At 44.4% G+C, this 17448-nt stretch carries 17 protein-coding genes, 1 tRNA gene and 1 pseudogene; 14 read left to right on the top strand and 5 right to left on the bottom strand.

What is annotated here, in order from left to right; translation table 11 throughout:
- Positions 1-271: 271 nt before the first annotated feature.
- From IM322_RS11140 to IM322_RS11120, 5 genes are all read left to right on the top strand, one after another.
- Positions 272-727 carry an NUDIX hydrolase gene (locus IM322_RS11140; protein ID WP_024969269.1) on the top strand — a complete coding sequence of 152 codons (456 nt, stop codon included), beginning with the start codon at positions 272-274 and terminating at the stop codon, positions 725-727.
- A gap of 327 nt (positions 728-1054) precedes the next feature.
- The gene (locus IM322_RS11135) at positions 1055-2503 is read left to right on the top strand and encodes an SUMF1/EgtB/PvdO family nonheme iron enzyme (RefSeq protein ID WP_287677270.1); all 1449 of its coding nucleotides are present in this window, start codon (positions 1055-1057) and stop codon (positions 2501-2503) included.
- A 309-nt stretch (positions 2504-2812) separates the two neighbouring features.
- Complete coding sequence (locus IM322_RS11130; protein WP_287713207.1) at positions 2813-2965, top strand: hypothetical protein; 153 nt, start codon at positions 2813-2815, stop codon at positions 2963-2965.
- 170 nt (positions 2966-3135) lie between these two features.
- Positions 3136-3372, top strand: a complete 237-nt coding sequence (locus tag IM322_RS11125) for a ribbon-helix-helix protein, CopG family (protein WP_158200895.1) — start codon at positions 3136-3138, stop codon at positions 3370-3372.
- A complete protein-coding gene (locus IM322_RS11120; RefSeq protein WP_103112640.1) occupies positions 3372-3770 on the top strand; it encodes a type II toxin-antitoxin system VapC family toxin in 399 nt (132 codons plus the stop codon). Before IM322_RS11125 ends, IM322_RS11120 begins: the two co-directional genes overlap by 1 nt.
- Before the next feature lie 222 nt (positions 3771-3992).
- On the opposite strand, the gene IM322_RS11115 is transcribed toward IM322_RS11120, so the two are convergent.
- Positions 3993-5075 carry a molecular chaperone DnaJ gene (locus tag IM322_RS11115; RefSeq protein WP_287677267.1) on the bottom strand — a complete coding sequence of 361 codons (1083 nt, stop codon included), beginning with the start codon at positions 5073-5075 and terminating at the stop codon, positions 3993-3995.
- Between the two features lie 460 nt (positions 5076-5535).
- Between IM322_RS11115 and IM322_RS11110 the strand changes: the two genes are divergently transcribed.
- From IM322_RS11110 to IM322_RS11090, 5 genes are all read left to right on the top strand, one after another.
- Positions 5536-6894 (top strand): CmpA/NrtA family ABC transporter substrate-binding protein, encoded by a 1359-nt coding sequence (locus IM322_RS11110; protein WP_287677264.1) that lies wholly within the window; start codon positions 5536-5538, stop codon positions 6892-6894.
- Between the two features lie 112 nt (positions 6895-7006).
- Positions 7007-7837, top strand: coding sequence for a nitrate ABC transporter permease (gene ntrB / locus IM322_RS11105; RefSeq protein WP_286825572.1), 831 nt, complete (start codon positions 7007-7009; stop codon positions 7835-7837).
- A gap of 69 nt (positions 7838-7906) precedes the next feature.
- Positions 7907-9925 carry an ABC transporter ATP-binding/substrate-binding protein gene (locus IM322_RS11100; protein WP_287075956.1) on the top strand — a complete coding sequence of 673 codons (2019 nt, stop codon included), beginning with the start codon at positions 7907-7909 and terminating at the stop codon, positions 9923-9925.
- Between the two features lie 117 nt (positions 9926-10042).
- Entirely contained in the window at positions 10043-10882 is an 840-nt protein-coding gene (locus IM322_RS11095; protein WP_287677262.1) for a nitrate ABC transporter ATP-binding protein, read from the top strand.
- 609 nt (positions 10883-11491) lie between these two features.
- Positions 11492-11965 carry a phosphate-starvation-inducible PsiE family protein gene (locus IM322_RS11090; protein ID WP_287677260.1) on the top strand — a complete coding sequence of 158 codons (474 nt, stop codon included), beginning with the start codon at positions 11492-11494 and terminating at the stop codon, positions 11963-11965.
- 188 nt (positions 11966-12153) lie between these two features.
- Here the strand turns inward: IM322_RS11090 and IM322_RS11085 are convergent, their stop codons facing one another.
- Together IM322_RS11085 and IM322_RS11080 are read right to left on the bottom strand one after the other, a co-directional pair.
- Positions 12154-12666, bottom strand: coding sequence for an SH3 domain-containing protein (locus IM322_RS11085; RefSeq protein ID WP_287075950.1), 513 nt, complete (start codon positions 12664-12666; stop codon positions 12154-12156).
- A gap of 12 nt (positions 12667-12678) precedes the next feature.
- Positions 12679-14184: a Ycf46 family AAA ATPase gene (locus IM322_RS11080; RefSeq protein ID WP_287677257.1), complete on the bottom strand. Its 1506-nt coding sequence runs from the start codon at positions 14182-14184 to the stop codon at positions 12679-12681.
- Between the two features lie 248 nt (positions 14185-14432).
- Between IM322_RS11080 and IM322_RS11075 the strand changes: the two genes are divergently transcribed.
- Entirely contained in the window at positions 14433-15401 is a 969-nt protein-coding gene (locus IM322_RS11075) for a DUF4351 domain-containing protein (protein ID WP_286825578.1), read from the top strand.
- Positions 15402-15440: 39 nt separating this feature from the next.
- Entirely contained in the window at positions 15441-15944 is a 504-nt protein-coding gene (locus IM322_RS11070) for a sll1618 family protein (RefSeq protein WP_287677255.1), read from the top strand.
- Between the two features lie 217 nt (positions 15945-16161).
- Here the strand turns inward: IM322_RS11070 and IM322_RS11065 are convergent.
- Positions 16162-16233: transfer RNA gene (locus IM322_RS11065), tRNA-Thr, on the bottom strand.
- Positions 16234-16292: 59 nt separating this feature from the next.
- Here IM322_RS11065 and IM322_RS11060 point away from each other — a divergent pair.
- Together IM322_RS11060 and rbp are read left to right on the top strand one after the other, a co-directional pair.
- The gene (locus tag IM322_RS11060; protein WP_286825580.1) at positions 16293-16547 is read left to right on the top strand and encodes a DUF3493 domain-containing protein; all 255 of its coding nucleotides are present in this window, start codon (positions 16293-16295) and stop codon (positions 16545-16547) included.
- Between the two features lie 221 nt (positions 16548-16768).
- On the top strand, positions 16769-17062 hold the full coding sequence (gene rbp, locus IM322_RS11055; RefSeq protein WP_286825581.1) for an RNA-binding regulator: 294 nt from the start codon (positions 16769-16771) through the stop codon (positions 17060-17062).
- A gap of 142 nt (positions 17063-17204) precedes the next feature.
- On the opposite strand, the pseudogene IM322_RS11050 reads toward rbp, so the two are convergent.
- Positions 17205-17448, bottom strand: a pseudogene (locus IM322_RS11050) (RNA-guided endonuclease TnpB family protein); the annotation flags it as partial.

Raw genomic sequence — 17448 nt, 5'->3', positions numbered from 1 at the left:
TGTCAGTCTGTAGAGCGACCATAAGACCAGAACAGAGTAAATCTGTTAAGGCAGGTGCGGAACCCCGCAAGGGAAAGAAGCAGAAACCTAAATCGTGAGGTTTGGGAATCACCGTCCGTTTACGGCGGTGAGGATGTCAAGATTGATATTGTTAGGGGTTTTGGGGTTTTGGGGTTTTGGGGTTTTGGGGTATTAGTTAAAATTTCCCTATCTCCCTATCTCCCTATCTCCCTATCTTCCTATCTTCCTATCTTCCTATCTCCTAATTCCTATGGGTCGTGTTTGGCATTTTATTAAAAGTGTGATGGGAATTATCTTTCGTCATCCTGTAACTGGGGTGACAATAATTCCGCTGCTTGCTGATGGTACAATTGTTTTAATCCGACGCAGAGACACCGGCAAATGGGCCTTACCGGGAGGGATGGTCGATTGGGGGGAAGATATTTTTAATACTGCTCAAAGGGAATTAAAAGAGGAAACAGGATTAAATTTAGTCAGTTTAGGGCGTTTAGTCGGGGTTTATTCCTCTTTTGAGCGTGATCCGCGCATTCACTCCATTTCAGTGCTAATTGAAGTGACAGCCGCAGGGAATTTTCAGATCAAAGATACATTAGAAGTTAGTGAGGTGAGAGCTTTTAGCGTCGAAACTTTACCTCTAGGCAATCTCAGTCACGATAATGGTCGCCAACTAGAAGATTATCTCAGGGGTGCCACTGTAGTGGCTTGATTTTTTTCTATGTGATGGTGATTTTGTTGATTTAGATAAGACTCACGGTTTGTTTAATTTTTTAAAGGATGATTTTTAAAATTTGCTGTAACCCTTGTCCTGTATTGCTTCTAGTGGTATATTAAAACTAGCTCGCTATTCGATAACTGGAAGGTTGATACTTGGCGATGGATTTGGTAGCATGGCGGCGGAAAAAATGTGCTTATTATGGGCAAACCACAAATCTCTATCGGAATTCCCTAGTTCCTCACCAGACCAAACCTCTAACCCCCAGAATCTGCTAAGTTACCTAGTAAATCAGTAGCGACTACACTGGTAGAAACCAAAGTGAAGAAGAAGTCAGAGATCCAAATTTTCCTAGCTCACGCTAGTGAGGATAAACCAGCAGTTTTGGCACTGTATAACCGCCTCAAGCAAGTGGGATATAAACCTTGGTTGGATAAAAAAGACCTGATTGCGGGGCAAATTTGGCGAGATGAAATTCCGAAAGCGATTAAAGCTAGTCAGATTTTTCTCGCCTGTCTGTCAGCGAAATCGGCTAATAAACAGGGATACATCCAACGGGAGTTGAGGATTGCACTTGATATCTTGGGAGAGATGCTACCGGGGACAATTTTTTTTATTCCCATGAGGTTAGAAGAATGCGAAATTCCTGATCTGCGACTTGCACAAGTTGGCTTGAATCTGCGAGATATTCACCGGCTTGATTATTGGGAAGAAGACGGATTTGAGCAACTAGAAAGAGCAATTACCTATCAATTCAAGCTTGAACCGGAAGAGCCAATACAACCGGTAATCGTTCCAGAAGAGCCAAAACAACCGGTAATCGTTCCAGAAGAGCCAAAACAACCGGTAATCGTCACGCAACCGTTATCAGTTGAAATCGTGGAAGTAAATGCGAAGGGTGAGCAAATCAAAAAAGAGTCGAAGCAGTCCCAATATTTCAGCCAAGATTTGGGCAACGACATCACCCTAGAAATGGTCGCCATCTTGGGGGGAACATTCACAATGGGTTCACCAGCCGGAGAAGGATATGATTATGGGGAACCCCAACATCAGGTCACTGTTCCCCCCTTTTTCATGGGTAAATATCCCATCACCCAAGCGCAGTGGCAAGCGATCGCCTCCCGTACCGACTTAAAAGTTAAACAAGACCTTGAACCCAATCCAGCCTATTTTAAAGACCGTCCCGATAGCGATCGCCGTCCCGTGGAACAAGTTAGTTGGTACGATGCGATCGAGTTCTGTGCGAGATTATCAAAACTAACGGTTCGGGAATACCGACTACCGAGTGAAGCGGAATGGGAATACGCTTGTCGTGCTGGAACGACCACCCCGTTTTACTTTGGGGAAACCATTACCGGGGAATTAGCCAACTACAATGCCAGTAATACCTACGCCGACGAACCAGAGGGAGAATATCGAGGACAAACGACCCCCGTGGGACAGTTTCCCCCCAATGCCTTCGGGCTGTACGATATGCACGGCAATGTCTGGGAATGGTGTTTAGATCCGTGGCACGACAGCTATCAGGGTAAAACGCGGACCGATAGCGAAGTTTGGGATAAAGAACAAAGCGCGGAGCAATATTTACTTGATAAAAATAATGTTATACAACTATTAAGTGATAAAAGAATGAGGGTACTACGCGGCGGTTCTTGGGACCTCAATCCGTGGCTCTGTCGCAGTGCGTATCGTGGCAGGGACTTCCCCGACAACCGCCTCAGCAGCTACTACTTCGGTTTTCGAGTTGTCTGCCGCTTCCCCAGGACTTGATTTCCCTTTATTCTTTTCTCTTTTTCCCTTTTCCGGCGATTTTTTTTATCGCTCATAGTACATATAGACTATTCTTGATACTGTAGAAGAGAACTCTCTAACCCTTTTTCTCTTTTTTCCCTTTTTACCCTCATTCCCTATTTTTTCTCTTTTCCTTTCTTTCCTGCCCTTAGGCGGGTCGATTTTTTTGGGAAAATTGGGGTTAATGTTAAATTTTATACTAAATCCGGTTATTAAAAACTGATTATTTATTCCCCTTTTGCCTTTTGCATGAGTAGAAAACGGGGTTCTCCGAGAAACCCGTTTTCTGTGCGTTACTTAAGAGTTATCGGTTATCAGTTGGGAAGGTGGTGTGATATTATGGGTAGTAAAGTTGCTCAAAAAGCTGATCAGTTTGCTATTAGCATAGTAAATGCTGATAAATATCTCAGCCCAGAAAAGAAAGAATTTATACTATTATAATAAAGTTAATTGATAAGTAGGTAGGCGTTAAAAATTATCAGATGCCCCCTTATCAAGGGGGCTCCCCCCGCCTACCGGCACCCCCCTTATCAAGGGGGGCAGGGGGGATCGAACCTAAAGTCCATTTTTCATTTAATTATAACCAGCTACTTATTTGCTTAATTTAAGTTATGAACTTCAATCTTTATCTGGAAGAGGAATTAAGTCAGCAACTACAGGCTTTATCTCGCTCTACAGGCAAATCCCAGAATGCTTTGATCCGAGAAGCAATACAGCTTTTAATTACCACAAAAGAACAGTCGCAATGGTCGTCAACTATCCTTAATTTTCAAGGGGTAAGTGATGGTATTATTTTTGAAGCTTATAGAGAGGAACTTTCCCCACCTAGAGAAGATGAGGTGATTTAGTGCTGGTTTTACTCGATACTTGTACGATTAGTGATTTTGTCAAAGGTGATAGCAACACTCTAGTGCAGATCAAAAATCACTCTCCTAGGGAAATTGCCGTTTCTGCGATAACTCTAATGGAAATCGAATATGGACTATTTCTTAATCCAGCGAAGGCAAAGAAAATAAGACCCATTCTTGACGAATTTCTTGCTTCTATCTCAATTCTTGCCTTTGGCAATCAAGAAGCCATTTGCGCCGCTCAAATTAGAGCAGCTCTCAAACAATCCGGGACTCCCATTGGTGCTTACGATCTGTTAATAGGTGCAACGGCGATTACTCATAATCTTAAATTAATTACGGCCAATCCCCAAGAATTTGCTCGTATTCAAGGATTATCGTGGGAAAATTGGCGTTAAAGCTAATCGCCTAACTAATTCGAGAATATATAGGGTTTGCTGAATAAATCTAAAAACCTTGTTGGCTAAGACTTTGAGACTTTTTGAAAATCAAAAAGTGCCAGATATAGGAGTAATCGGAGGGAAAATTCAGGGACTTTTTCCCTGAAAATTAGGTAAAAACCTACACTCAGCCCCCACGAAAAACTTTTTCAGCATACCCTAAATACTGGCTTTCTCTCTTCAACGGCTGATTCTGTGAAGTTGCTCCAGAAGTTGCTCAAGAATGTCTTCCATCTCTTCCGGGCTTCTGCCCATCCTGACCGGTCCGCGCAGAAACTCTTTAACCGTTATCTTTTTATCGCGGAAGTCCCGGACAAAATTATAGATTTTTTCGGTGGATTGAACTTGTAATTTCATCTCCTCTAGCATTTGCTCAATCGGGTCGATGCCATCCTTCTCACGAGCGCGACTGGCCTTCACCATCTCGCCTTCCGGGGTATTTCGCACCGAGCGCAGTTCTCTTTTCAGGTTCTCGTATTGCTTTTTGAGTAGTTCGTTATTGGTTTCAACCCTCTCGCACTGTCGTTTAAGGTCGCTTTCCGATGAGCCTTCAACCTCGAAAGAGTCTCCCATTTGATGCTGTCGTTCGATTTCGAGCAGTCTGGCAATATCTCCCTCTTTATAGGCGCGGTTGACCTCCTTCATAATCTCGTTGTGACGCATCCGAGTTTCGGGATCCGTAACCTTGTCGGGGTGAAAAATCTCAGCCATTCTCAGGAAAGTGCGGCGTATTTGTCTAGATTCAGGAGATTTAGGCGAGCTTTCAGGTGATAGCTCTGCTCCATCATCGTGACGTTCATAGGAGTCTCCCCCAGAGAAGAAATCCTGCGCGGATTGCTCCGATGATCCTTCTGGTTCTTCGTCTCCGAAAAGTTCGTCTAGTTCTTCATCTCCATCGTCAAATTTCGGGCTAATCACCCCCGTTAACTGAAGTGTCTGGTAAATTCCGAGAATCCTTTTTTTTGTCTGCTGCCCCAATTTTCTAGCAGTGAGGATTTCGTCAAAAAGGGCGTGTATTTCGCGGTCGAGGTCGGTAAGTTTTTGATAGAGGGGTTGCCCTCTCTGAAAAATCTCCGTCGCCAGGGAACGCATCTGGTCGAGGAATTTCTTCAGTTCGTTGCGCTTTCTGCCAATCTGCTTGAGGAGCCACTGATGCTCCTCCTCTAAAGCTTGGAGACGAAAATGTAGGGAAGAGAGGGCTAAGGAAGGTGAGGTGGGCGAATCAGAGGAGTTCGGTGATTTCGGCTTTTTAGATCTGGTCATTACTTTGGGGTGAAAGCATATTGTCCATTCTACCAAGCCGGAAGGAGCCGCATTCCTAAAACTCACCCTTGGCTCATTTTATTGTTTCTCCCCACCTCCCTGCTCCCCACTCCCCACTTCCCCACTCCCCACTTCCCCACTTCCCCAACCTCCCCCACTTCCCCACTTCCCCCACTTCCCATCACCCCAAGTCCACAGACAGGCTTAAGTGCCTAGAAACTAGATATATCAATGGTCTTAATTAATTCTTATCAATCGAATTAAATTTTTGTAAATAAAATTCTCGATCGGATTAATTATTTTTTCCAAATTCCGCTAGACTTATTTAGTAAGTTCAATTGAGACTCAATATTCCATAGCTAAATTTCTATAGCACGGGCTAGAGGGAAAGTTTAGCGAGGGATTCCTTTCCCCATAATTCAGCACACATACTTGCTTTAGCAGCAGGCAGGAGAATTCCATGTCCAATTTTTCGAGACGGAAATTTTTAACCACGGCGGCAGTTTCAGCGGCAGGGGCTGTTGTCCTCAAAGGTTGTCTGGGTAATCCCCCCGACAGTACGGGTGGAACTGCCAGCACTACACCCGCTTCCCCGGTTGCTTCTCCCGTCGCCATCGCCCCCGAACAAGCTCCTGAAACCACCAAAATTAAATTAGGTTATATTCCTATCGTTGAGGCCGCACCTTTAATTATTGCCAAGGAAAAAGGCTTTTTCGCTAAACACGGGATGCCCGATGTGGAAGTCTCCAAACAAGCAAACTGGGGATCCGCTAGGGATAACGTCGAAATTGGCGCAGATGCGGGCGGAATTGACGGGGGACAGTGGCAAATGCCCATGCCTTACCTAATTTCCGAGGGACTAATCACCAAAAATAACGTTAAAGTCCCCATGTATGTGTTAGCGCAGTTAAACACCCAGGGTAACGGAATTGCGATCGCAGGTAAACACGAGGGCAAAAATATCGGTTTAGACCTGAAACCCGCCAAAGATTACATCCTCGGCATGAAAACGACGGGAACTCCCTTCAAAGCCGCCTATACTTTCCCGAAAGCTAACCAAGACTTCTGGATTCGTTACTGGTTAGCCGCCGGTGGTATTAACCCCGATACGGATGTTAACCTAATTGCCGTACCCGCGGCCCAAACCGTGGCCAACATGAAAACGGGAACCATGGATGCGTTTAGTACCGGCGATCCTTGGCCGGCGCGAATTGTTGCTGATCAGATCGGTTTTATGTCAGCTTTAACCGCAGAAATCTGGCCCTATCACCCGGAAGAATACCTCGCTATCCGCGCCGATTGGGTGGATAAAAACCCGAAAGCCACCAAGGCACTATTAAAAGGAATTATGGAAGGGCAGCAATGGCTAGATCAAGAGGCAAATCGAGCAGAAGCGGCGGCAATTCTCGCTAAACCGGCTTATTTCAACCTCAAAGAAGAACTTATCGCCGGTCCCCTCAAAGGAATACAGAAAATGGGTGACGGTAAACCGGAAATCACCGACAAAAATAAAGGGGTTTTCTACTGGAAAGATCCTGCTGGTAGCGTTTCCTATCCCTACAAGAGTCATGATCTCTGGTTTTTAACCGAAAGTGTTCGTTGGGGTTTCTTGCCGAAAGAAACTTTAACCACTGCCTCAGCATTAATCGACAAAGTTAACCGCGAGGATCTTTGGAAAGCGGCAGCTACAGAATTAGGAGTTGCCGCGGCCGATATTCCCACCAGTACCTCCCGCGGTGTCGAAAAATTCTTTGATGGCAAAACTTTTGACCCCGCTAATCCCCAAGCTTATCTCGATAGTTTGGAGATCAAAAAATAGCGAGTTTTTCCCGGTAGGCTAGGGTCATAAAATATCTAGTCTATTAATCCCAAAAGTGTTTTCTTCTCTCCCCAATCAAGTAACTTTATCTTCAACAAAGGAAAACGGCAAAATGGCAAGTAGCGTCAGCAGAAAAAGTAACGGTGGTTTCAACTTCGGTAAATTCTGGAAAAAGCATTCCCAAGATATTCTTCCCCCTATTATCGGTACCTTGGGTTTTCTGATTGTTTGGCAATTAGTTTCGATGCTGGGATTAATCAAATTACCCCCCCCATCTGACCTAATCACCAATGAACGGACTCGTACTTATTTAATGTATCCCTTCTTTGATCGTGGAGGTATTGATAAGGGACTATTCTGGCAAACTTTAGCGAGTCTGCAACGGGTATTAATCGGTTATTTTTTTGCCGCAGTGGTGGGTATTGGAGTGGGGATTATGGTCGGTTTAAATTCTTTCTTAAATAAGGCACTCGATCCCCTTTTTCAATTCCTGAGAACAGTTCCTCCTCTCGCTTGGGTTCCCCTATCTTTGGCCGCTTTACAACAAAACCAACCCGCGGCTTTATTCGTTATCTTTATTACCGCAGTTTGGCCGATTTTGATCAATACTACCGTCGGTGTCCAACAAATTCCCCAAGACTATATCAACGTTAAACAAGTCTTGCAATTGTCCAGCAAAAAATTCTTCTTCAAGATATTAATTCCCTCGGCACTTCCCTACATCTTCACTGGTTTGAGAATTGCGATCGGTTTAGCTTGGTTAGCGATTATCGCCGCTGAAATTGTTATGTCGGGTATCGTCGGTATCGGTTTCTTTATCTGGGATGCCTACCAAAATAACTACATCAGTGATATTATTCTCGCGCTGTTTTATATCGGTGGTGTGGGTTTATTACTCGATCGCTTTATGGCTTGGTTGCAAAATCAAATCGTTCGTCAATAGGGTATAAATGGGGAAAATTTCCCCATTTTCAAATAACTGAAACTTGAGGAAATTTAAGGAGAGAAAACTATGAGTTTGTTTGTCGCTGTCGATAACATTGATAAGGTCTTCCCCCTCAGTGGTGGCGGTGAATATGTGGCCTTGAAAGGGATTGATTTACAGATAAAAAAAGGGGAATTTATCTCCCTTATCGGTCACTCTGGTTGCGGAAAATCCACCCTCTTAAACATGATCGCTGGTTTAGATTTGCCCACGGAAGGAGTGGTGACTTTGCAAGGTCAAAGCATTAAAAAACCGGGTCCCGATCGCATGGTAGTCTTCCAAAACTATTCCCTTTTGCCTTGGTTAACCGTCAAAGAAAATATCACTCTGGCCGTCGATCAAGTTCTCGCCCAACTATCAGAAACCGAAAGAAAAGCCGAAGTCGAAAAATATATCGATCTGGTCAATCTTCGTCATGCAGTGGATAAACGTCCCAACGAATTATCGGGGGGGATGAAACAACGGGTAGCGATCGCTCGCGCCCTAGCCATCCGTCCGAAAGTGCTACTTTTAGACGAACCCTTTGGCGCGTTAGATGCCCTGACTAGAGGTAATCTACAGGAACAGTTAATGCAGCTGTGCGAAGAATACGAAATGACCTCGGTAATGGTGACGCACGATGTGGATGAAGCGGTGTTATTATCCGATCGCATCGTCATGCTCACCAACGGTCCTGGCTCAAAAATTGGCGGTATTTTGGAAGTAGATATCCCCCGTCCCCGCAAACGCATGGAAGTGGTAGAACACCCCAGTTACTACAGTCTCCGGAGCGAAATTATCTATTTCCTCAACCAACAAAAACGGATCAAAAAACTGCGCGCTCGCAAGGTCGAAGTTATTGCCCGTCACGGTTTAGAAAAAGTCAATCTAGAAATCGGTTTTGTTCCCCTCACCGCTTGCGCTCCCCTAGCAGTGGCCAAAGAAAAGGGATTCTTCACTAAACATGGTCTAGATGAGGTGAATTTAGTCCGGGAAACCAGTTGGCGAGGCATTGTGGACGGGATCGCGGGGGGATTCCTCGACGGGGCGCAAATGCCCTCAGGAATGCCCACCTGGTTAACCGTCGGTGGTTATCAGGAGCAACCTTTGCCGATTGTCAGCGCCCTGACTATGACTCGTAACGGTAACGGTGTCACCCTCGCTAAACGCTTCTATGACGAGGGAGTGATTGACGGTAATGCTTTAAAACAGATGCTATTGGAATCCCGGGAGCAGCGCCATATTTTTGGCATGGTTCACCCCTCCTCCATGCACAATTTGCTCCTGCGTTACTGGTTAGCGGCCTCTGGTATTGACCCGGATAAAGATGTTCACCTCGAAACTATTCCCCCGGCCCAAATGGTAGCTGACCTGAAAACCGGCAGTATTGACGGTTACTGTGTCGGTGAACCCTGGAATCTACGGGCCGCCATGGAAGGTATCGGTTACACCGTCGCTACCGACTTAGAAATCTGGCAGGGCCACCCGGGTAAGGCCCTGGGAGTCCGGGAAGATTGGGCCAATAAATACCCTAATACCCATGTCGCTTTAGTCAAAGCACTGCTGGAAGGTTGTCGCTACTGTGCCGAGGAAGGGAATCAGGAAGAAATTCGTCAAATCCTCGCCAGTCGTCAGTACCTTAGTACCAATATCGATTATATCCAACTGGGTGATCCCAACTCCTACGCGTGCAGTCTCGATCAACCGATGAAAGAATATGCACACCATCTGTTCTATGGAGAAGGGGTAAATCGTCCCAGTCGTACCGAACACCTCTGGATGATGACCCAAATGGCGCGCTGGGGCCACATTCCTTTCCCCCGTAACTGGGTAGAAATTCTCGAACGCGTCTGTCGGGTGGGTGTCTTTAGTACCGCGGTCCGGGAATTGGGTCTAGGGGATATTAAATATCGTCGCACACCGATCCTTTTATTCGATGGTATCGAGTTTGATGCCGAGGATCCGATCGGTTATCTCAATAGTTTAGAGATCAAACAAAACATCACCATGGCCGAAGTGGCTATTGATGCTCGTCCTACTGCGGTGGAACCCCGTAAAATCGCCTAACCAGAGGTAAAAGGGGAGATTTTCTCCCCTTTTACCTCTAAAATATGATCCCATTGGATTAAGCCCTGCAACTCTGCCACTTTCTACCTGTCTTTCGACTTTTTAGCGACTATAATTATGTACACCACTACCGACACAATTAACCGAGCAACCCAGACCCCCACTAAAGAAGCTTTTGTCACCATTGAAGGAGTTTCTAAGGTTTACCCTACTCCTAGAGGCCCCTACACCGTCCTCAAGGACGTTAATCTCAGCATCAATGAAGGTGAATTTATCTGCGTGATCGGTCACTCTGGTTGCGGTAAATCGACGCTATTAAATATGGTGTCGGGTTTTTCTTCTCCCACCGATGGCATTGTTAAAGTTAACGGTAAGAAAATTACTAAACCCGGGCCCGATCGCATGGTAGTGTTTCAAAACTATGCTTTATTGCCTTGGTTAAGTGTTTTTGAAAATGTCTATCTCGCGGTAGATGCGGTGTCTCCCAATGCGACCGAAGCGCAAAAACGCTCGATCGTGCGCGAACATTTAGCTATGGTGGGTTTAACCGAAGCTATGGATAAAACCCCTCCCCAAATCTCCGGGGGGATGAAACAACGGGTTTCGATCGCTCGCGCTCTTTCTATCCGTCCCGAAGTGTTGATTCTTGATGAACCTTTCGGCGCTTTGGATGCGATTACCAAAGAGGAATTACAGGAAGAATTGCTGAAAATCTGGCAAGATAAACGCTGTACGGTGTTGATGATTACCCACGATATCGATGAGGCTCTTTTCCTCGCTGATAAGCTGGTAATGATGACCAATGGACCGGAAGCAAAAATCGGCGAAGTGATGAATATTCATTTCCCCCGTCCCCGCGATCGGGAGAGAATTATGGAGGATCCTGAATATTATCGTCTGCGTAACTATGCCCTCGACTTCCTCTATAATCGTTTCGCTCACGATGATGTTAGCTAGATGTGAGCATTTGTATTAGTTTGGGGTGCGGTTGACTTAATAGCGATCGCACCTAGACTTTTTTTCTAGGGAAACCTTCTTAAAGTAAAATTATTTCTAAGTAGGGTTTGCTGAATAAATCTAAAAACCTTGTTGGGTAAGACTTTTAGACTTTTTTTACCTCAAAAAGTGCCAACCATGGGAGTGATCAGGGGGAAAATTCAGGGACTTTTTCCCCGAAAATTAGGTAATTGACCACCTGAAAATCGGTAAAACCCATCCCCCATCCCCCATCCCCCAACCCCCAACCCCCAACCCCCACCGAAAAACTTTTTCAGCAGACCCTAAGTAGGGTTTGCTGAATAAATCTAAAAACCTTGTTGGGTAAGACTTTTAGACTTTTTTTACCTCAAAAAGTGCCAACCATGGGAGTGGTCGGGGGGAAAATTCAGGGACTTTTTCCCCGAAAATTAGGTAATTGACCCTCTGAAAACGGGTAAAACCCCACACCCCACACCCCACACCCCACACCCCACACCCTACCCCCACGAAAAACTTTTTCAGCAGACCCTAAATAGAAGAATTAGCAATCAAATACAATAATAATTTTTACTTTTTACTTAATTGATCATGCTCAAACAGATACGGAAACTACTTATCAATTTCGGTCAACAATGGCGCGATGAAAATTTCATGAGGTCGATTCATACCATTGAAAACATAGTTTCTAAGGTTTTATCCGTAGCCTTAATTGTTGTTATTCTTGTTTCTCTTTATGATCTGGTAGTTATCCTAATCAAAGATTTATTTACTACGGAACCCGTCGGTTTTTTTAGCAAAACTTTAATTGAAATCTTCGGTTTATTTCTCAATATTTTGATCGCCTTAGAGTTATTAGAAAACGTCACTGCTTACTTAAGAAAACACATCGTACAGGTTGAATTAGTCGTAGTTACTGCCCTGATTGCCATCTCTCGAAAAATTATTATTTTTGATCCCAATAAATACAGTAAAGATGATTTAATTGCCCTCACCGTGGGAACCTTAGCTTTAGCGGCAAGTTATTGGTTAATCAGAAAAGTTAATCGCGATAATCGTTCTTGAAGTAGTTATTAAGTACCCAGACAGAATTAATCACACCAAATTCGATTATTAAAGACTGATTATCTATTGCAAGAGTGCCTATTTCCTATCCTGATATGTAGCCTATACTCAACGGATTTAGTATTAACTTTGTCCAATTACTGATTAGGGAAAGGGGTAGATTTAGAAAACCTAACCCTTCCAAATATTTACTCGACTCTGGAAATATTACCCGCTTTAATCCAACCTTCGCGACCATCGGACAGACGTATGCGCTGCCATTGGCCATCGCTGCTGGTTCCCACCACACTGACCTTAGTATTATAATCCAGACCGCCGAGACGAGTCGATTCACTGGTAGGTTCAGAGCGCAGACTTAAACCGCTTTGCCATGTCACCCGCGCTTGATAACCGGACGATGTGGTTTCTCTTTTTCTTGCTTCGGGACTGGGTTTCGGGGAAGCTTTTGGTGCTGGTGCAGCTTTGGGAGACTCCTTCACCTCCGCTTGGGGTTGTTCTTGGACGGGAGTAGTAGGGATGGGTTTAGCAGCTTTTTCCTCCTTAGTTTCCTCTTTTTTCTCCTCGGTAAAGACGGGTTTAGGAGGATTAGAATTCATACCGGAGAGAAGCATATAGGCGACAGCAGTAGCCCCACCGACCAAAATCGCCACTCCCATGACAAAACCGAGCATAAATTGCAATAAACCAGATAAACGCTTCATATTGGTGCTAAATTAACTGCTAGGATTAACATTAAAACGATCATCGCGAGAGGCTAGACGAGCTTTACCGGACTTAGCCCAATCCTGTAGAAATTGAATCTGTTCTTGGGCAGTGCGAGCTAGGGGGATAATCTGACTAGCGGCCTCAAGCACATCATCGGTGCTAAAGTCGCGATTTTGACTAAAACCGATGTGCATCGCTTCCACGATGGTTTGTTCGATTTCTGCCCCCGAAAAATCGGGAGTTTCGTAGGCTAATCGCTTTATATCATAACTTTTCAGGTTATGGGGCCGAACTTTCCCTAAATGAACGCTAAAAATCTCCTCGCGGGACTTTTGGCTAGGTAGTCCGACAAAAAATATCTCATCGAAGCGTCCTTTTCGCAACATTTCCGGGGGCAAAGATTGGATGTTATTAGCTGTAGCGACGACAAAAACCGGCGATTGTTTCTCGGCTAACCAAGTGATAAAAGTCCCGAAAACCCGGCTGGTGGTTCCCCCGTCGCCTTTTCCCTCCGCTCCGGCGAAAGCTTTATCGATTTCGTCTATCCACAGCACACAGGGAGCTAAAGCTTCGGCGAGATTAATCATCTGACGGGTACGCGATTCCGATTCTCCCACCAATCCGCCAAATAAACGCCCCACGTCTAGACGCAGTAGGGGTAAGTGCCAATGATGGGAAATAGCTTTCGCTGTCAGGGATTTACCCGTCCCTTGAATTCCCACCAATAGTAAACCCCGGGGATTGGGTAAACCGTAGGCGCGAGCGCGTTCACTAAAAGCACCACCGCGACGAATCAGCCAATCTTTGAGATTATCTAGGCCGCCGATGTCAGAAATCTGCTCTGTGGCGGGATAAAAGTCTAATATCTGGGTTTGACGAATCGATTGGCGTTTTTCTGCCAAAATTAATTCCACGTCCTCTGGCTCAATTTTGCCGTGACTGGCTAAACATTTGGCTAAAACCCGACGAATTCTCTCTAGGGATAATCCTTGGGCAGAAAGCACTAATTCATCGAGGAGTGGTTCTTTGAGGGGTTGTCCGGTGGCAGCGATTAATCGCTGGATTTCCTGTTTAATTTCTTCGCCACTGGGGAGGGGAAAATCGACGACGGTGATTACTTCGGTTAGATCCGAGGGGATAGACAGTTCGGGAGCGACGATAATTAGGTTTTTGGGCTGAGATTTCAGAGAACGGGCGAGATTTCGCAATTTTCTGGCGATGGAAATATCTTCTAGAAAGCGCTGGAAATCGCGTAAAATTATGATTGCGGCGATGTTAGTCGGCAGCTTTTCGACGAATTCAAGAGCTTGGAGGGGATTACGCCGAGCAAAGTTCTCGTTATTGGGATTATCTTGATAACCATCCACGAAATCCCAGACATAGACAGCACGGTTATTGCTCTGTTTGGCAATATCGGCGATCGCTTTTTCGAGACGTTCTTCTTCTAGGGTGGTAACATAGATGAGAGGATAACGGGCCCGCAGCAGTAATTGCAATTCTTCACCAAAGCTCATAGCTATTCGTCTATAGTTTTTGCTATTTATATCGTCAACAGAAAATATAGCAGTTAGCCGTCTATTGGATATTTTAGTACAAATGCTCGGACTTCTTCTCCGCAGCTCCCTGTTCTGGTGTAGTGTTAACGAGTAATTGACCGCTTTTCTCCTAAAGATGAAGTGTAACCTAATTTTGATATCGACGGCCGGCGACCGACTACCCAAAACGAAAACTTCCTACCTCACCATTAGGATAACTGCTATGTATGAATAATGTTATTGACCATGATCGTTTATTTAAGGAATTAATTTCGACTTTTTTTGTTGAATTTATTCAGTTGTTTTTCCCTGAGATTATCAATTATTTAGAGCCTAATCAGATCACATTTTTAGACAAAGAAGTCTTTACCGATGTCACGGAAGGAGAAAAGTATGAAAGTGATTTAGTCGCCCAAGTTCAATTTCGAGGACAATCATCATTTTTCTTAATTCATCTAGAAGCACAGTCTAGCTCTCAACCGGAATTTAATCGGCGAATGTTTACTTATTTCGCTCGTCTGCATCAAAAATTTGCCTTACCAGTTTATCCGATTGTCATATTCTCCTATGATCGTCCGCAAAAAGAAGCAATTCGTCAATACAAAATTGAGTTTCCTGACTTAAAAGTGTTAGAATTTAACTATCAAGTTGTCCAGTTAAATCGCTTGAATTGGCGAGATTTTCTCAATCAAGATAATCCCGTCGCCGCCGCTTTGATGGCCAAGATGAAAATTGCCGCTCGGGATAGAGCAAAAGTTAAGGCACAATGTCTAAGATTATTGGTGACATTAAGATTAGATGCTGCTAGAATGCAATTGATTTCAGGCTTTGTCGATACCTATCTCAATCTCAACTCGTCCGAGGAGATAGAATTTCAACAGGAGATTAGCACATTTATTCAACCCGAACAGGAGGGAGTTATGCAGATTACCACCAGTTGGATGCGCCGCGGTTTAGAACAGGGTTTAGAACAGGGTTTAGAACAGGGTTTAGAACGGGGTTTAGAACGGGGTTTAGCAAGAGAAAGAAATCTAATTGTTCGTCTGATTAAACGTAAGTTAGGAGATATTGATGTGGATATAGAGAGTCGGATTATGACCTTGAATATTGATGATCTGGAACGAGCGGGGGAAGCTTTATTTGATTTTTCGACAGTGGAGGATTTAACTAATTGGTTAAATGCTTTAGATGCTTAGTATTTTTCTCTTAAACTTCACAGAAGGCTGGGTATGGGTATGAGTATAAGCTTTGAAAATGCTATCCAACAAACTCAAGATTTACTAAGTCAAATTGAGTTTTTAGATGCCAAGACAATCACTCAGAAATTTACTGAGTTAGTCTCAACAGAAAATGGAGCTAGAGTTTTTTTTGTTACTTACTTAACCAGCGATTTATCCCATACGGAATATCCTAGTTTAGAAGTAATCACTGCTTTAAAAACTTCCCCGATATTTGTCAATGAATTATTAGTCAAAAATCTGGCTATGTCCACGGCAATGGTCATCTATCATCGCAGTCAAGGAGATAAAGAAAACGCCCAAGGTTCTGAGAAAGTCCAAGAAAAAACTGGTCAACTAATTAAGCAGTTATTATCGCCAGCCTTGGGGGAAAAATTACAACAATTAGCCACCAGTTTAAACACGGGACAAGGAGAATATCAAGCCTTTCTAGAGCTCTGGGGATATGACAATTGCCAACGTCAAGCGATCGCAGAAATTATTCAACCTTTTCTTCAGTAACTAGCGAATTTCGGGCCAAAGCTTTGGCCCGAAATAGGGAGCGATCGGTTCGAGCAATTAACTCTTTTACCTCTTGTTTGCTGCTAAAATGGCTTATTTAAGCAAATCCCCAGCAAAGGCGTTAACCTGGGGGAGTTTTGGCATAGCCGCAACAAAATCAAGGCATTTAACCACTGTACTGGTATTTCTTAGTCAACTTTTGGGAGAGAAAACCCCAAGCCGATGATGGGATTTGAACCCACGACCAATTGATTACGAATCAACTACTCTACCACTGAGCTACATCGGCACATTGCCAATTTCCGATTATATCACGGACAATAGATACAGAGCTAGAAAAATTTTTTTATGAGCAAATCCCCTCGACTCGATCCCCAAAAATACGCGCGCTTGAAAGCGGAAGCAGCCAATCCCTACCGAGGGCTGCGGCAGTTTCTCTATCTCGGTTTAGGTGCTTCTGGTTTTATCGGTGCGGTGGTTTTTCTGGCCCAATTAGCGGCAGCAAGGGACGTAGCCACCGCTTTACCCAATTTTGCCCTACAAACTGGTGTGGTGGCCCTGATGATTTGGTTATTTCGTCGGGAAAAAAAAGCTCAGGGTTGAGGGAGTAGCGACTGATAGCCAAAACGGTCTCTTTCCCCGGAGAATAAAAGTTAACATTAACTCCAGTCTTTTCGTGTTATGATGAGGGCGAGAGTCAAGATTAGTGTTCAAGTTCGTTTTCAGTATTAATCCGGTAAGTCTTTTACTTTAGTATTGTTCGGCTTCTCCCTGAATTTTGTGTCTCCACACCGTTTCGAGTATTGATCGAGGATTCAAGTATTATGTCTATTTTTGTTGGTAATCTCTCTTACGAGATTTCCCAAGAGGATCTAAACGACGTTTTTGCAGAGTATGGCAAGGTTCAAAGGGTTCATATTCCCGTTGACAAAGAGACAGGCCGCAAACGCGGTTTCGCCTTCGTGGAAATGGAAAGTAAAGCCCAGGAAACCGCCGCAATTGAGGCACTGGATGGTGCTGACTGGATGGGACGATCAATTAAAGTTAATCAGGCGCGCGATCGGGAAGAGCGTGCGCCCTTCAATGGTGGTGGTGGTGACAGAAAAAAACGCTATTAAGCTTTTTTTGTAAATGATTGTCGGAGGGTGGACAGCGTTCACCCTTTTTTGTCGGCAATTGCGATCGCAGATCCGCTCAAAACCAATAGAAATCTAAATGTCTGAGTCTCTCCAAAAGGTAACAATTGACATACTCCCACCGTCAAGCTACGCTGTGACGGGGGATTCTTGACCTATCACTATCGGAAATTCCTTGTTCAACGAGACAGCTTAGATTCTCAATGTCTCCATTAAGAATCCAGAGACCGGACTCTCCCAAGGCGTTTGGGTCGGTTTCTGTTTGCCCAACAGTACCGTTGAGATGATTTCCCAAATATTTCAACCCTTTTTTAAGAATATTTATTGCTGCATTATGATCCCTATCTAAGACTGTTTTACAATTGGGA

This window comes from Microcystis sp. M109S1 (assembly GCF_020247025.1).
Lineage (GTDB): Bacteria > Cyanobacteriota > Cyanobacteriia > Cyanobacteriales > Microcystaceae > Microcystis.
Note: the sequence above shows the minus strand (reverse complement) of the source record. Positions and strands in the feature narration are given on the sequence as shown.

What these genes read in the sequence shown, in the direction of transcription:
- IM322_RS11140 (WP_024969269.1), top strand. Translation starts at nt 272, where the DNA reads ATGGGTCGTGTTTGGCATTTTATTAAAAGTGTGATGGGAATTATCTTT.
- IM322_RS11125 (WP_158200895.1), top strand. Translation starts at nt 3,136, where the DNA reads ATGAACTTCAATCTTTATCTGGAAGAGGAATTAAGTCAGCAACTACAG.
- IM322_RS11115 (WP_287677267.1), bottom strand. Translation starts at nt 5,075, where the DNA reads ATGACCAGATCTAAAAAGCCGAAATCACCGAACTCCTCTGATTCGCCC.
- IM322_RS11110 (WP_287677264.1), top strand. Translation starts at nt 5,536, where the DNA reads ATGTCCAATTTTTCGAGACGGAAATTTTTAACCACGGCGGCAGTTTCA.
- ntrB (WP_286825572.1), top strand. Translation starts at nt 7,007, where the DNA reads ATGGCAAGTAGCGTCAGCAGAAAAAGTAACGGTGGTTTCAACTTCGGT.
- IM322_RS11100 (WP_287075956.1), top strand. Translation starts at nt 7,907, where the DNA reads ATGAGTTTGTTTGTCGCTGTCGATAACATTGATAAGGTCTTCCCCCTC.
- IM322_RS11095 (WP_287677262.1), top strand. Translation starts at nt 10,043, where the DNA reads ATGTACACCACTACCGACACAATTAACCGAGCAACCCAGACCCCCACT.
- IM322_RS11090 (WP_287677260.1), top strand. Translation starts at nt 11,492, where the DNA reads ATGCTCAAACAGATACGGAAACTACTTATCAATTTCGGTCAACAATGG.
- IM322_RS11085 (WP_287075950.1), bottom strand. Translation starts at nt 12,666, where the DNA reads ATGAAGCGTTTATCTGGTTTATTGCAATTTATGCTCGGTTTTGTCATG.
- IM322_RS11080 (WP_287677257.1), bottom strand. Translation starts at nt 14,184, where the DNA reads ATGAGCTTTGGTGAAGAATTGCAATTACTGCTGCGGGCCCGTTATCCT.
- IM322_RS11075 (WP_286825578.1), top strand. Translation starts at nt 14,433, where the DNA reads ATGAATAATGTTATTGACCATGATCGTTTATTTAAGGAATTAATTTCG.
- IM322_RS11070 (WP_287677255.1), top strand. Translation starts at nt 15,441, where the DNA reads ATGAGTATAAGCTTTGAAAATGCTATCCAACAAACTCAAGATTTACTA.
- IM322_RS11060 (WP_286825580.1), top strand. Translation starts at nt 16,293, where the DNA reads ATGAGCAAATCCCCTCGACTCGATCCCCAAAAATACGCGCGCTTGAAA.
- rbp (WP_286825581.1), top strand. Translation starts at nt 16,769, where the DNA reads ATGTCTATTTTTGTTGGTAATCTCTCTTACGAGATTTCCCAAGAGGAT.